This window comes from Pallidibacillus thermolactis (assembly GCF_025660415.1).
Classification (GTDB): domain Bacteria; phylum Bacillota; class Bacilli; order Bacillales; family Caldibacillaceae; genus Pallidibacillus; species Pallidibacillus thermolactis.
On record NZ_JAOUSE010000066.1, the window covers coordinates 1 to 14,306 of the forward strand.

The following is a 14,306-nucleotide window of genomic DNA, read 5'->3' on the forward strand; positions in this document are numbered from 1 at the left end:
TAGGTATACTACTAGACATAGGTAGGGTCATCCTTTCTCAATTTGTTTGGTCGCAAATCTGAGAATACCCTACCTATTTTTATTTATCTAGAAATTTGCTTACACAAAATTTTATACATCATCGAATTATTAAAATATATTTATATGTTCTCTTTATAAATAAAAAAAGGCTTCCCCATATGGATAAGCCACTATAATTGACTAACAGATTGTATTTTATTTTTTTAAGATTTAATAGTATAAACTTTAAAAAGAAGCATAATCTGATTGTTTTTCTTTTACAACCTTACTATATCGTTCTTGTTCAATTTCTTTTAAGGATTTACCTTGTGTAAGTGGTGCCATTATAATCCCAATAATTGCGTGGATGATTAGGAAACCAATCATTACAATACCTGCAACAATAAATCCTAATTTTTCCATTAAAGTAGGAAGGATAAATGTCCAAATAGCGATTCCAGAACGAACGATAAAGTACATGATTCCTTGTGCCGTGGCTCGATATCGTGTTGGGAATAATTCCGTTGTCCAGACCGCATAAAACGCTTGAGCGCCGATACCAGCTGCTGAGCCCCAAAGTAAGACAAAGGCAATAAGGGTAGTCCATGTCATTGACATAAAAGTTAAAATTAACCAAGCAACAATCCCCATAACTGCTCCAATTGTAAAAATTGCTCTTCTACTAAATTTATCTCCTAGTTTCATAAAAATACAGTAAGTAGTTAATACGGTTAATGTCCACAATACTGCTTGTAGACTGTTTGCTTGTGAATTTGTTAATCCACCTACACTTTCATAAATGTAAGGCATAAAGTATCCCATTGCTCCTGCTGTCAAATTCCAAAATAAATATATACCAATTAAAAGTATTAATGCTTGACGATTCGGTTTAAGTTGAAATAATTCCTTTAAAATATTGCCTTGAATTATCCCTTTTGTTACCTCCTTTTTCTCTTTTTCCTTTTGTTCTTCCCAAATTTTTGATTCCGGTAGTCCTCTGCGAAGGTACCATATTATAAATGCAATCACGATCAGATGTAAGAAAATAATTCTAGAACCAAGCAAATCTAATGGAGCTAATAACACAGCTAAAGCAAAAGTTACTGCAGGTCCTATAGACCATGCTAACTGTGTAGCACCTACACGATAAGCACGTTTTTCCTTTGGTGATTCTTCAGACATATAAGTCCAAGAAACAGGAACCCCAGCACCCACCGCAACCCCAATGATAACGGTTCCAATTAATAACATTGAAAAATTAATAGACGCTGCAATTAGTGCTGCACCAATCATATAAATTAATAAATCATAATTAAGTACAATCTTCCGACCAAATTTATCCGTTAAATACCCTCCAAGTAAAGCACCGATTGCTGCACCTAATGCGTTTGCACTTAAAGCACTCAAAAGACCCACTTCAATACTATCTAGATCTAAATACGCTTGCCACATTGTTAAACTACTCGCAGCAGCAATAATCGAACCAGCTTCTATGTAATTTGTCATTGCGACTGCTAATGTTGCTTTCCATCCTGTAACATTTTTGGCTGCAAATCTTTGTTTATTTGTCATTTAACCCACTCCCCTTTTTTATTCCATATGGAAAACTTCCTTTAAATCTTTTGAAATAGGGCTTTTATCTGAGTTGGTTTCCATTACGTTTTCCATATAAGTCCACCATTTTTGGTTAATATCCGTTTCTGCCATTTTCCTCCACTTTTCTTCATCTTCAATTTCAAGATAAGCAAATAATTGATTTGTTTCTTTATCTAAAAAGATAGAATAGTTATGTGCTCCATGATTCTTTAATTCTTCCACCATTTCTGGCCAAATTTTTTTATGCCGCTTTTCGTATTCATCATGCTTGTCTGGATATACCTTCATCACAAATGCTTTACGAATCATAAAACCCCTCCATCTAATTCAGTCTATCGTTTAATTAAAAAATGGTTCTGTATAAAATAATGAAAACATGGTACTGTAGAAATTATCGTTTTTATTAATAGTTTTAAATTAAGATATTTTTAAAATTTAATTTTATTTTTAATTTTTAAAATAAAACAATCCCAATATAAGCGCTTTCAACTATATTTAATCTGATGCACTTATCTGTAACAATATCAAATACAAACATCATGAGTATCAAATTTACAGATTACAGATCGCTGATAACTAACTTCCTTTCAAAAAATTGAAATTCTTCAATGCTTCTAATATGCTAGATTCGTTAATAAATGCTTACGAATCTAGCAAACGATACATTACGTTTATTAAACTTCTAGATAACCTTCTTTTGGTGTTACTCCAAAAGCCTGAGCTAATTCAGTCAGCTGTTGATCTGTTATCAATTGTAAAATATCTCCACCTGTTGAACGGATAATATTATAAATTTCAGCTGCCTTTTCTATCGTTTCAATTAATCCATATGCTTCATCAATTGTTGTACCTGAAGCGAAAATGCCGTGATGTGGCCAGATTACACTTGAAAATTCTTTCAACTTTTCACTTGTTACGTTACCAATCTTTGAATTTCCAGGAACCATCCAAGGAATAATCCCAATTCCATCAGGAAATACTACAATAGATTCCGTCTGCATTTTCCATAATGTACGGGTTAATTCTTTTTCATCTAATGGAAAGGTAAAGGTCAATGCAATTAAATTCGTTGGATGACAATGCATGATTACCCGTTGATTTGGGTCTACTTTTAAGCGAGCTGCATGTCCCATTAAATGTGTAGGAAATTCACTTGTTGGTTTCCCACCATCATTAAACCCCCATAAAATATTAATACTTTTTCCATCTTCAGTAATACGAACTAATCCACTATCCCTCTCAGGAAAATCAATAATATTTTTAAAATAACGGCCTGTGCCTGTTACTAAAAAGAACATACCAGCCAATTCTTTTCCATCAAAATCAATTGGAATAGTACGTAATACATCATGGACATCATCGTATTGAGACACTTCTTCTTCCGTTAAGCGGTAACTGATATTTCCACCATTTCGTTCATCCCAACCATGGTCATATAAACGGAAAGTAATTTTTGAAAACTCTTTTACATATGGAGAATCGATAAAGTTTGTCATTGAAACACACCCCTTTAGTTAATTACGAGTAAATAATTCTTCTTTTTCATAGTGTTGAACATCGGCCAACCAATCTTCTTCTAAAGGTACATTATGTTTCACACAATAGTAATCCCATACAGCACCAATAGGATAGGTCTTTAATGCTTCTGTAACTGCTAAACGTTTCGTATAATCACCAGCTAGTTCAGCTGCTTTCAAATCTTCAATTGGCGCAAGCATACCCATTAAAATTCCTTTAATTGTATTCCTTGAACCGATTACCCAAGCCGCGATACGATTAATAGTCGCATCAAAGAAATCTAAGCCAATGTTTACCTTATCTAATTGTTGATCACGTACTAATGATTGTGTAATTCTTATTAATGCTTCATCTAAAATTACAACATGGTCACTGTCCCACCGTACGGGGCGAGAAACATGAAGCATTAATCCTTTTCCAAAAGGTAAGAATGCTGAAAATTTATCGGAAGGGTCTTCTGTAGGATGAAAATGACCTGCATCTACGGTCCAAAGTTTTCCACGGGTTAACGCATAAGCCATATAGAATTCATGAGAACCCACCGTAAAGGATTCAACACCCGTACCAAAAAGCTTACCTTCTAAAGCTTCAATAGTATATTTTTCATCTATTTCTTCAGCCATGATTTCGTCCAGTGCTTCTATCAAACGTTCACGAGGTGATTGTTTATCTATTGGATTATCTTTATAACCATCGGGCACCCAAAAGTTATTTACACTTTGTTGTTCTAATTCTTTCCCAAAATACTCGGCTATTTTTCGACTACGTCTTCCATGTTCAATCCAAAATTCACGAATTTTCTGATCTGGACTTGATAAAGTGAAACCACTAGCAGACTTTGGATGTGAAAAGAATGTCCCATTAAAATCAAGACCGATACCTTCTTCTTTTGCCCAATCAACCCAAGAAGTAAAATGTCTTGGTTCTAACTCATTTAAGTCTACTTTTTCATCTGTATCTGCATAAATGGCATGAAGTTGTACTTTATGTTTACCTGGAATAAGAGATAAAGCTTTACTTAGATCTTGTCTTAACTGTTGAGGCGTTTTCGCTTTCCCTGGGTAATTACCACTAACCGAAATACCACCGGTTAACTCTTGGCCAGGAAATAAAAAACCTTTTACATCATCTCCTTGCCAACAATGAATGGAAAGCTTGATTTTTTCAAGTTCTTTTAACACTTGATCTGTATCTACTCCTATTTTCGCATATCGTTCTTTTGCCAATTCATATGCCCTTATTACTTCCCCTGTATTCAATTTGTTCATCTCCTTATCTAGATATTGGTTATTTCTCTAAAAAAGTTTGATATTGGTTCACTACACTTTTATAAGATTCATTTATATCAGGGTGATAAGATTTAATATCAAAAGATTTCTGAATGAGTTGTCTTCCTTCCTTAACATCTTGCAATAAGCCAGTTGTAATCATTTGTACAATAATATTTCCAATTGCTGTTGCCTCACTTGGCCCAGCATAAACCGTTTTGTTCGATAAGGTACTCGTTAATTGATTTAAATAAGCTATATTACTTCCACCGCCAATAATGTTAATCGAATCTATCTTTTTTCCAATTATTGATTCTAATTTTTTTATTTCATTTGCATAATATAAAGCTAAATTACAATATATGGCAGAAACAATTTCACCTATTGATTGGGGGACCGTTTGTCCTGATTCCCTACAAAAATTTTGTATTTCTATAATCATATTTTCTGGGTTTGTAAACCGAGGATGATTTACATCAATAAATTGTTGAAATGGAACAACTTGACTTGCTAGATCCGCCATTTCCCCGAAGGTATATTGATTGTGAATGTTTCGCCTAACACTTTGAACCATCCATAATCCCATGATGTTTTTTAAAAAACGATAAGTATTATATGCTCCCCATTCATTCGTATAATTTTCTTGAAAGGCTGCCATCCCATTTTCAGGTATTGTCAATTCTGCTCCTAATAAAGACCAAGTTCCCGAACTAATGAACGCCCATTTTTCACCAATTGCTGGTGTACCAATGACCGCAGAAGCAGTATCATGGGTAGCAACAGTAATCACCTCACAATCCGGTAAATCGTAACGTTCATACCATTCTTTTTTCAATCTTCCTAATACTGTCCCTGCTTCTATTAATGGAGGAAACTTTTTTTCACTTACATGAATCTTTTTTAGTAAATCATTATCAAATCTTTTTTGCTTAAGGTTTAACAATTGTGTTGTTGAAGCATTAGTCACTTCGGTAACAGCCTTACCGGTTAAACAAAAGCCAATATAATCTGGAATCAGCATAATTTTATCAGCTTTCAATAATAAGCTTTCTTCTTCTCTGTACAATTGATATAAAGTGTTAAACTGTTGAAATTGAATTCCAGTTTTCTCATAAATTTTCCTTTTTGAAATTTTCTTCGTAAACTCTTCAATAGCACCATTTGTTCTATGATCACGATAACTTATTGGATTTTTTAATTTATTTCCTGTTTTATCGAGTAATACGTAATCAACCGCCCATGTATCAATTCCTAGCATAGCTTTGGTAATGCCAAGTTTCTTTGCCTTTTCTAACCCAACAAATAATTCGTTAATTAAATAATCTATGTCCCAATAATCATGACCATTTTTTTGGATAAGACCATTATCGAATCGATGAATTTCATTTAATTCAAGTGTGCCATCTACCAAACTTCCAGATATTAATCTTCCACTTGACGCCCCAATATCTAACGCTAAGTAATAATACATTCTATTCTATCCTTTCTATAGGAATTATTCTGATACATTTCTATGTTATTGATATCGCTTACACTAATTATTTAATCGTAATTAAAATTGTGGTACAATGACAGAAAGAAAGACAGTTAGTATCAAATTTACATATTAGAGATTGGTGGAAAATTATGGATATAATTGTAATGCAAAAATTAAAATCGTATACACCTGAAGAAGAAGCTCATAAAAAGGAAAAGACATTTGTCGATAATATTTCAGACAAAGATAAAGAAAAAACGAATAATTCCTTTAAAATTTTAAACACACTTTTCTATAACAATAAGGATATTTTCATTTCCAAGCACAATCGCTTTGCTGATTATCCGTTGCATTCTCATCAGTTTGTTGAAATCAATTATGTCGTTTCCGGGAAATGTACACAAGTTGTTGAGGGAGAAACCGTGACTCTTCATGAAGGAGATATCATTCTTTTGGATATTGGGTGTCAGCATGAAATTAAAGCCTTATCTGAGGAAGATATTATGGTAAATATCATTTTCAGCGATCGTTCCATTAATATTCAATGGTTATATGAAATGAAAGTAAGTAACAATATTATTTTTGAATTTTTAAATAATATTTTAAGTGGAGAACACAATTCACAAAAATATTTAATCTATCAAAATAATAATTCCTCCATTATTAATACTTTGAATCAAATTGTTGAAGAATATTATCTACAAAAACCGTATGCGGATATCATTATTAGTAATCTATTAAACATTTTATTTACAGAACTTGTTCGCAATTATAGTATAAAAGAAGATAAAAAAATCACCCCCCACCAATCTTTAATAATTGATATATTAAAAGAAATTGAAAAACATTATAAAGAAATAAAAATAGGAGAAATCGCAAAAAAATATGGGTATAACAAAAATTACTTAAGTAATTTGATTAAGAAAGAAACATCATATACATTTAGTGAATTGGTAACAAGACAAAGACTTATAAAAGCTAGAAATTTAATTACTGCCACCTCAATGCCTATTAACGAAATCGCACAAGAGGTCGGTTTTTCAAATAAACACTTCTTTTATGAAAAATATAAACAGTATTATAAAAGATTACCCGGTGAAGATCGGAAAGAATGAAAATCATTTAAATATATTAAAAATAGCTTTAGAATAAACTGACTAGTATGAAGAATGGTATGATGAAAGTACTAAAGTTTTGGATCTTCAAAAACTGTCCCTGTGTTTTATATCAATTTTGGCATATCCCAAATGAATCCCCTTTTCACATAGGAATACTTAAAATTTAAGAATAGTGTATGTAATAACACTCAGTTGGAAACAGCAGTGAAATTTTGATATAGAAATACTTCCCCAGCTTTTACGTATATAATTAGCATTACTGCAAACAAGGATCAACATTTAAGTAAATCGAAAAATTTATATACTGCTCTTTCTTCATGTATTTTTGTTTTTTAATTCCTCCTTATTGTCAAACTTCTCTTTCAGGTATTTATATAACCCCCTAAATAAAAAACGTAAGTTACATCTCATAATACCCAACAACCACTGGAAATTGATCATATTCCTTCTTCAGTTCTCGAAATGTAATCACTTTTTTGCCGCGGATCATTTCCATGTCAAGTGAATGTTCGGTGCAATTTAAAGGGCTAATTTGATAAGTTTTTATGTAATGTGCGATGGCTTCTTGTTCACTTTTGGCAAAGATATAGACGAATCGGTCTTCATGCATTTGCAAAGAATAAATCCCGATTTTTTCAATGCCTAACACATTTTCTTCAACCAATTTCGCTACTTTATCATTGTCCACTTGCTTTAAATCTAATTTGCCAATCGGATCATGTAATGAAATCTTTTTTTCCATTAATAAATAGTATATACAATAGACTAAAGCAGTTGCCTCATTTTTTAACGCATCAAGATATAGTTCTTTAATCGTCATACCACTCACCCCGATTTATATTACGCTAGCTTTCTGCATAGTCGATTCTTCTTTTTGGATCTCTTCAATTTTTCCTGTGTACATATTATATTTCACTGAAATAGAGCCAACGGGACCGTTGCGGTTTTTCCCTACAATCATTTCCAATGTATCATTCATTGATAACCGATTATAATATTGTTCACGATACAGTAATAAAATAACATCCGCATCTTGTTCAATGCTTCCCGATTCACGAATATCGGACATCGTCGGCCGTTTATCTCCGCGTGTTTCCACACTTCGGTTCAGTTGAGCTAAACAAATAACCGGAATATCAAATTCCTTCGCCATCATTTTTAGATTTTTGGAAATCTCTGTTACTTGTAAATGGGAGTTTCCTCCGAATGAATCAGTTGTTCGAATTAACGTTAAATAGTCGATAAACACGATTGGTTTTTTGTCTGGGTATAGGTGCAACATTTTTCTAATTTTCGCCCGCATTTCGGGAATCGTTTGACCGCTTTTATCAAAGATTTGAATGTTCGTCTTGCTTAGTTTGCCTAATATATCTGCCCATTTTGCCTTTTGCTTTTCCATTAACAACCGTTTAGGATTCCGTAATTTCGCCCGGTTAAATCCGCCTGTTGAGGCAATGAGCCGTTTGGTAATTAATTTTTCCGGCATTTCCAATGAAAAAATTAACGGTAAAAAGCCGGACCAGCCTGCTATTTTAGCAAAATGAAGCATTACATCCGTCTTGCCCATTGACGGACGAGCAGCGATAGTGGTTACTTCACCCTTTTGGAAACCACCTGTTAACGCATCTAAATGACGAATCCCCGTTGAAACACTATGCATCGGTTCAGGATCGTTCCAAGGCGACTCATACAAATCAACAAGAGCTTCCGACAGCGATGTACAATCATCCAGTTTCACTTCACTAATTTCATTCAATTTTTCAATGACCGTATGAATCTCCCAATCATTTATTGACGCAATTTGTAAAATATTTTGCTTCTCACGTTCCTTCCAATCTTCGATAATTACGTCTTCCAGTTCATCAAATTTTTCAATTTCCGCGCAAGACTCTAGTTCATTTAAATAGGATATTCCTCCAATCATTTTCAGTTCCGGAATGGTGGTTAATAGAATGAAATCAATGGGCTTTCCAGCTTGGTTCAGTTCAATCATCCGTTTCATAAGGATTTGGTGACGGGTTTCTTGTAGATATTCGGGTCGAATCACGGTGCTTTGAATTAGGTAGCCTGCTTTTATTAAGCAACCAAGAAAACTTTTTTCAACATACATCATTCATCCTCTCCTAATGAAAAGTCCATTTCCGAAAATTGCGGGATATCTCTGCCTTGTTTTTCGAATTTCCGCCCGCTTTTTTTCGACCTTTTTTCTTCAAAATGTAACCGAGCAGCTTGAACATCCTTTACCGATTGATATCCTTTATCGGCCCATTGTTTCAAAATGGCCTCTACATATTTCCAATGTTTACAACCAAATTCAACAGCGAGTTTCATGGCTTCCACAACAAGTTCTGTCGACAAATCTTCACACCAAGCCATTATTTTTTCGGCTAAATATCCACCAACGGTCCCAAATCCGTTTTCTTCAAAAAACTGAAACGGATTGACTGCGCACGCGTATTCATCATCATCTATCATCTTCTTTGAAGTAGTCTCTGTCGTAGTCTTTGGTATTGTTTGGTTGCCGTTTTTTGATCGAGGTGTTTTTTGCGTATGTTCCGACTGAGTCTCCTGTCCCCTCGAGTTGTTTTTTTGTGATTGTCGAGTTTGTTCATCCGTATCCTCTTTTTGTGGACAAGTTTCATTGTTACACGATTCAATAAATAGTTGTTGTGTGTTTGTATCTTGACATAACTGTTCTACCGCTTCGTAATTAATTCGATACCATTTCGTTTTATCTAGTTTTAATCGATTAAAATTTCCGGTTAAGATTAAATTGCTTTTCTCTAATTCGCGGACAATCCGACGAATTTGGTTTATCGATAAAAATGGCATCTGTTTATGCCAATCTTGATATGTGTTATACACCCACTTATGTCCGTCATGAATATGGTGACTGTCTTGCAGCCAGTAATGCAGTTGTTGTAGAAAAATCGCCTCATGGACACCGACCTTTTCCGCCAATGTGATCGAAATGGGAATTGTATATTCATTGATTAATAAACGACTCATTTTCAACCCCTCCATCTGTTTTAAAAATCCTTTCATATGTGTTATGAAACATTCTCAGAAAAAAGGTTAATTTTTCTAAAAATAAGGGGAAATTTTTTAAGAACCATTGATGAAAGAGGACGGAATTTTTCCAAAGATGAGAGGCTGTTCAAAAGCTGTCTTTGAGATCATTGACAGAAACTCGATGCACGCATCCAGTCGTACCAGCCTTAAGTTACTTCAATTCAGTTTGTCTAAATCCTTTTATTTGAAAATTACTAAATTTTCATTATAATCAAACCATAATTCTTTTTCTTGAATGATCTTTAACCTAAAAAGGAGGGAAAGGCGCAATGGATATCACAAAATTACCGAGAATGAGGGTGGTAGAAATATGAGCCAACCAGCGTTGGAAAAGGGAACGGAAAGGAAAGATAGTGGATTTTTCCAAAGATTTTTAAACCTTGTCGAGAAATATGGAAATAAATTACCAGATATTATTACTCTCTTTTTTATATTGACGATCCTTATCTTAATTGCATCCGCAATAGCCGCTTTTTTTGAATGGTCGGCCATTAATCCTGCAAATGGTGAAGTGATCACTGCCGTCAATTTATTAAGTACTGAAGGGGTAATCCAAATTTTAACCAATATGGTATCTGTCTTTATTGAATTTCCCCCTCTCGGTGTAGTATTGGTTGCAATGTTAGGGGTTGGTTTAGCGGAGTCTACCGGTTTACTGCTTACGGTAATTAAATTCGCTGTTCTCAAATCACATCGGAGTCTGATTATCCCTATGATTATTTTTATTGGCGTTGTAGGGAACCTAGCGGGTGATGCAGTATTTATTGCTTTACCACCAATTGCAGCAGTCATCTTCATATCGATTGGCATGCACCCATTAGCAGGGATTGTCGCTTCATATGCGGCAGCTGCAGCAGGATTTGGTGCCAATATCATTATAAATATCACAGATGTATTAATAACTGGATTCACGCAAGTTGGGATTGACATGGTCGATTCATCTATACGAGTCAATCCATCGATTAACTTTTATTTTTCATTTGTATCTACTTTTCTTATAGTTCCAATCGCTGCTTTTGTTACGAAAAGAATTATCCAACCAAGACTAGGGACTTATAAAGGTTCATATAAGGGAGACGTTGAAGAATTATCGGAAATAGAGAAAAAGGGATTGAAATGGGCAGGCATCGTGACGGGGTTGTTTGTTGTATTGCTTTTATTCATGACCGTACCCGAAAATGGAATGCTAAGAGATCCAGAAACGGGATCACTCATTGATTCACCTTTAATGGACTCATTAATCCCATTAATCTTAATCCTTTTTATTGTACCATCGATCGTGTATGGTTTTATCGTAAAAAGTCTAAAGTCCGACAGAGATATCTCCAAACATTTGACGGATGCTATGTCTAGTATGGCCTATTTTATCCTCATTGCATTTGTGGCATCGCAAATGATTGCAATTTTTGATTGGAGTAATCTAGGTTCCATCATTTCCATTCGTGGGGCAGAATTTTTAAGTGATCTAGGTTTTACGGGACTACCTTTACTGCTCGCTTTTATTATTTTTTCAGCATTCGTAAACATATTGATTGCCAGTGCTTCAGCAAAATGGGCACTATTAGCTCCCGTATTTGTCCCAATGTTTATGTATATGCAGATCGATCCTGCCGTAACACAAGCGGCCTATCGCGTTGCCGATTCAATTACGAACGCAATTACGCCAATGCTTGCCTATTTTGGAATTTTATTAGTTACTGCTCAAAAATTTGATAAGAATGTAAAGTTAGGAACCTTAATTTCTCTGCTGCTACCTTACTCTATTTTTCTAGGTATTCCTTGGATCGTTTTATTTGCTGTTTGGTATTTACTCGGCTTGCCATTCGGACCATGAAAAAATCAAATTGTATAAAGAAATATAGAAAAGGAATAAACTCCAGAAGAAAGCGATCGGTTTCCTTCTGGAGAATGTCCTTAAAGAAAACACGCCAAACTACTTCCTACACCTGTGTTTGGACATGTGTTCCAGCTTTTTAGCGTACGACTTTTTCATAGTCGAAATATAATCGAAGCGCCAATTTCTCAAAGGCAAAAGTGCAATCACAACGTTGTAATAATCGGACCATCTTTCGTAATAATGAGTGTATGTTCATATTGAGCCACCAAACTTTCTTCCGTTAGAAGTGTCCATCCATCGTCCTCACACAGATAAACTTCTTCTTCATATGTTGAAATAAATGGTTCAAAGGCAATAACCATTCCTTCTTTTAATTCTTCATCCTCCCAGTCCGAGTAAAAATTAAGAATATGTTCGGGTTCTTCATGAATTGTACGTCCAATGCCGTGCCCGGTTAGATTTTTTATAACGGTTAAGCCATGTTTTTGGGCAGTATCTTCCACCGCTTTTCCGAGTGCATTCGTTCTAGATCCTGGAAAAGCATGTTTCACTCCAGCCTCGAAAGCTTCTTTCGCTACATCACATATTTTTTGTAACATTGCTTCGCCCTTTCCAATGACAAAGGAAATGCCCGTATCGGCAAAATATCCATTTTTTGAACCAGAAACATCGATATTTACTATGTCACCTTCTTGAATTACTCGGTCCCCCGGTATTCCATGGGCTACTTCTTCATTTACACTAATACACGTATATCCAGGAAAATCATATTCGCTTTTTGGTGCAGATTGTGCCCCTGCTTGTTCAAATAGTTTTTTTGCAATATCATCAAGTTCTTTAGTTGTTATACCAGGCTTTGTCGCTTGAACTAATTCATCTCTGATCGAACCACAAATTTTACCAATCTCTTTTAAACCCTTTATATCTTCTGTCGTTTTTACAATCATGTTCTTTCCTCACTTTTCTTATTTAATATCTGCGAAATCTTTCTTATTATAAAATAAATGTTTATAAAATCATACCATATATGACGAATACAACTTAATAAAGTCTATGACAAGTCATCTTTTTCGCTCGAGGTTGTATTAAAACATTTTTCCTGTCATCTAAGGGGGTTATTATATAAAATATTGATATGCACATATCATTTACCTATCGTTTCTTTTATCGATAGAATGGAGGTTAAATATGGAAAAAATATTTCATTTACGCACAACAAAACATGATGAGATGATTGAAATTACGGATGTACTTGAAGATTGGATTCAAGAAACAGGGGTAAAAGATGGGATACTCATTGTCTCATCACTACATACAACTGCAGGCATTACAGTAAACGAAAATGCTGACCCTGATGTAAAAAGCGACATGCTTCGCCGGCTTGCAGAAGTGTATCCATGGAATCATCCGGAAGACAGACATATTGAAGGAAATACAGCTGCCCATCTGAAAACAAGCACAGTTGGACATGCCCAAACACTCGTGATCTCTAATGGAAGACTCGTCCTTGGCACTTGGCAGGGCGTTTATTTTTGTGAATTTGACGGCCCACGGAATCGAAAGTTTCATGCGAAAATTATGAGATAAAGCTGGCAGTAATATAAATGAACATCTCATCCCTATGCTTAACATTCCCTTTGCAAAAGGCTAGAAAGTGACAAAATACGACACAATTCGGACTAAAGCCCCGTTAACATTCACTTGGTGGCTAGATTGAACAGAAACTTTTCATTGTTTCACTCCCTTCCGCATTAGGAGAAAACAAGACGGTATGAAAAATGGCACCTTCCTGTTTTTTTGAAGGTGCCTTATATGAAATGTTATTGCCCTGTTTCAGCAAAACGTTTGATGCGTTGACCGATTTCGTCACGAACACGTTGAAATTCAGACCAGTCTTTTCCAGCAGGATCATCGAATCCCCAATGAACATGTTTAACATGTGGTGGTGGTACAGGACAATGATCACGAGCATGACCACAAAGCGTAACAACCAAATCTGCCCGGTTCAAGATGTGAGGATCAATGATATCTGATGTTTGGTCGGAAATATCAATCCCCACTTCCTTCATCGCCTTTACAGCATTTGGATTTAGACCATGGGCCTCAAGTCCGGCACTTTTTACGATCCATTCTTCACCAAGGTATTTTTTTGCCCATCCTTCTGCCATCTGACTCCGACAAGAGTTTCCTGTACATAAAAAGTAGATAATCTTTTTTAACATGGTAATCTAAGCTCCTTTAGAATGCATCTATTTTTTTGGTTCTCCGTCAAATGTTGGGGTGGTAAAGAAATCAGACCACCCCTATCCTATATGTAGACCCATTCCTTTATACTGATGTCTCAATAAGATTCTTGCTCGAAATCTCTTGAAGTTTTTATATCCATAGCCGTTTCGCTTGATGACTTTTGTGGTATTATT

Annotated in this window: 14 protein-coding genes; 3 read left to right on the forward strand and 11 right to left on the reverse strand. The window is 34.9% G+C overall.

The window, feature by feature from the left end:
- Nucleotides 1-246: 246 nt before the first annotated feature.
- The 5 genes from OEV82_RS14540 to rhaB all read right to left on the reverse strand — a co-directional run bounded on the left by OEV82_RS14540 (nt 247) and on the right by rhaB (nt 5,853).
- The gene (locus OEV82_RS14540; RefSeq protein WP_173657830.1) at nt 247-1,572 is read right to left on the reverse strand and encodes an MFS transporter; all 1,326 of its coding nucleotides are present in this window, start codon (nt 1,570-1,572) and stop codon (nt 247-249) included.
- Nucleotides 1,573-1,590: 18 nt separating this feature from the next.
- Nucleotides 1,591-1,905 carry an L-rhamnose mutarotase gene (gene rhaM, locus OEV82_RS14545; RefSeq protein ID WP_173657831.1) on the reverse strand — a complete coding sequence of 105 codons (315 nt, stop codon included), beginning with the start codon at nt 1,903-1,905 and terminating at the stop codon, nt 1,591-1,593.
- Nucleotides 1,906-2,270: 365 nt separating this feature from the next.
- Nucleotides 2,271-3,092, reverse strand: a complete 822-nt coding sequence (rhaD, locus tag OEV82_RS14550; protein WP_263062273.1) for a rhamnulose-1-phosphate aldolase — start codon at nt 3,090-3,092, stop codon at nt 2,271-2,273.
- Between the two features lie 18 nt (nt 3,093-3,110).
- Nucleotides 3,111-4,373: an L-rhamnose isomerase gene (locus tag OEV82_RS14555; protein WP_263062274.1), complete on the reverse strand. Its 1,263-nt coding sequence runs from the start codon at nt 4,371-4,373 to the stop codon at nt 3,111-3,113.
- A 28-nt stretch (nt 4,374-4,401) separates the two neighbouring features.
- Nucleotides 4,402-5,853, reverse strand: a complete 1,452-nt coding sequence (gene rhaB, locus OEV82_RS14560) for a rhamnulokinase (protein WP_263062275.1) — start codon at nt 5,851-5,853, stop codon at nt 4,402-4,404.
- Between the two features lie 155 nt (nt 5,854-6,008).
- On the opposite strand from rhaB, the gene OEV82_RS14565 reads away from it, so the two are divergent.
- On the forward strand, nt 6,009-6,974 hold the full coding sequence (locus OEV82_RS14565; protein ID WP_173657835.1) for an AraC family transcriptional regulator: 966 nt from the start codon (nt 6,009-6,011) through the stop codon (nt 6,972-6,974).
- Between the two features lie 403 nt (nt 6,975-7,377).
- On the opposite strand, the gene OEV82_RS14570 is transcribed toward OEV82_RS14565, so the two are convergent.
- From OEV82_RS14570 to OEV82_RS14580, 3 genes are read right to left on the reverse strand one after another with little or no spacing between them, the layout of a single operon-like run.
- The gene (locus OEV82_RS14570) at nt 7,378-7,797 is read right to left on the reverse strand and encodes a hypothetical protein (protein ID WP_263062276.1); all 420 of its coding nucleotides are present in this window, start codon (nt 7,795-7,797) and stop codon (nt 7,378-7,380) included.
- Between the two features lie 15 nt (nt 7,798-7,812).
- Nucleotides 7,813-9,090 (reverse strand): replicative DNA helicase, encoded by a 1,278-nt coding sequence (locus OEV82_RS14575; protein WP_263062277.1) that lies wholly within the window; start codon nt 9,088-9,090, stop codon nt 7,813-7,815.
- A complete protein-coding gene (locus tag OEV82_RS14580) occupies nt 9,087-9,986 on the reverse strand; it encodes a DnaD domain-containing protein (protein ID WP_263062278.1) in 900 nt (299 codons plus the stop codon). Before OEV82_RS14580 ends, OEV82_RS14575 begins: the two co-directional genes overlap by 4 nt.
- Before the next feature lie 373 nt (nt 9,987-10,359).
- Between OEV82_RS14580 and OEV82_RS14585 the strand changes: the two genes are divergently transcribed.
- Nucleotides 10,360-11,883: an AbgT family transporter gene (locus tag OEV82_RS14585; RefSeq protein WP_263062279.1), complete on the forward strand. Its 1,524-nt coding sequence runs from the start codon at nt 10,360-10,362 to the stop codon at nt 11,881-11,883.
- Between the two features lie 206 nt (nt 11,884-12,089).
- Here the strand turns inward: OEV82_RS14585 and map are convergent, their stop codons facing one another.
- Nucleotides 12,090-12,833, reverse strand: coding sequence for a type I methionyl aminopeptidase (gene map, locus OEV82_RS14590; protein ID WP_263062280.1), 744 nt, complete (start codon nt 12,831-12,833; stop codon nt 12,090-12,092).
- A 241-nt stretch (nt 12,834-13,074) separates the two neighbouring features.
- Here map and OEV82_RS14595 point away from each other — a divergent pair, with 241 nt between their 5' ends.
- On the forward strand, nt 13,075-13,473 hold the full coding sequence (locus tag OEV82_RS14595) for a secondary thiamine-phosphate synthase enzyme YjbQ (RefSeq protein ID WP_263062281.1): 399 nt from the start codon (nt 13,075-13,077) through the stop codon (nt 13,471-13,473).
- A 233-nt stretch (nt 13,474-13,706) separates the two neighbouring features.
- On the opposite strand, the gene arsC is transcribed toward OEV82_RS14595, so the two are convergent.
- Both arsC and OEV82_RS14605 read right to left on the reverse strand, forming a co-directional pair.
- On the reverse strand, nt 13,707-14,108 hold the full coding sequence (arsC, locus tag OEV82_RS14600) for an arsenate reductase (thioredoxin) (protein ID WP_263062282.1): 402 nt from the start codon (nt 14,106-14,108) through the stop codon (nt 13,707-13,709).
- An 81-nt stretch (nt 14,109-14,189) separates the two neighbouring features.
- On the reverse strand, nt 14,190-14,306 hold a 117-nt coding region (locus tag OEV82_RS14605), incomplete at its 5' end, for a transposase (protein ID WP_263062283.1).

What these genes read in the sequence shown, in the direction of transcription:
- OEV82_RS14540 (WP_173657830.1), bottom strand. Translation starts at nt 1,572, where the DNA reads ATGACAAATAAACAAAGATTTGCAGCCAAAAATGTTACAGGATGGAAA.
- rhaM (WP_173657831.1), bottom strand. Translation starts at nt 1,905, where the DNA reads ATGATTCGTAAAGCATTTGTGATGAAGGTATATCCAGACAAGCATGAT.
- rhaD (WP_263062273.1), bottom strand. Translation starts at nt 3,092, where the DNA reads ATGACAAACTTTATCGATTCTCCATATGTAAAAGAGTTTTCAAAAATT.
- rhaB (WP_263062275.1), bottom strand. Translation starts at nt 5,853, where the DNA reads ATGTATTATTACTTAGCGTTAGATATTGGGGCGTCAAGTGGAAGATTA.
- OEV82_RS14565 (WP_173657835.1), top strand. Translation starts at nt 6,009, where the DNA reads ATGGATATAATTGTAATGCAAAAATTAAAATCGTATACACCTGAAGAA.
- OEV82_RS14570 (WP_263062276.1), bottom strand. Translation starts at nt 7,797, where the DNA reads ATGACGATTAAAGAACTATATCTTGATGCGTTAAAAAATGAGGCAACT.
- OEV82_RS14575 (WP_263062277.1), bottom strand. Translation starts at nt 9,090, where the DNA reads ATGATGTATGTTGAAAAAAGTTTTCTTGGTTGCTTAATAAAAGCAGGC.
- OEV82_RS14580 (WP_263062278.1), bottom strand. Translation starts at nt 9,986, where the DNA reads ATGAGTCGTTTATTAATCAATGAATATACAATTCCCATTTCGATCACA.
- OEV82_RS14585 (WP_263062279.1), top strand. Translation starts at nt 10,360, where the DNA reads ATGAGCCAACCAGCGTTGGAAAAGGGAACGGAAAGGAAAGATAGTGGA.
- map (WP_263062280.1), bottom strand. Translation starts at nt 12,833, where the DNA reads ATGATTGTAAAAACGACAGAAGATATAAAGGGTTTAAAAGAGATTGGT.
- OEV82_RS14595 (WP_263062281.1), top strand. Translation starts at nt 13,075, where the DNA reads ATGGAAAAAATATTTCATTTACGCACAACAAAACATGATGAGATGATT.
- arsC (WP_263062282.1), bottom strand. Translation starts at nt 14,108, where the DNA reads ATGTTAAAAAAGATTATCTACTTTTTATGTACAGGAAACTCTTGTCGG.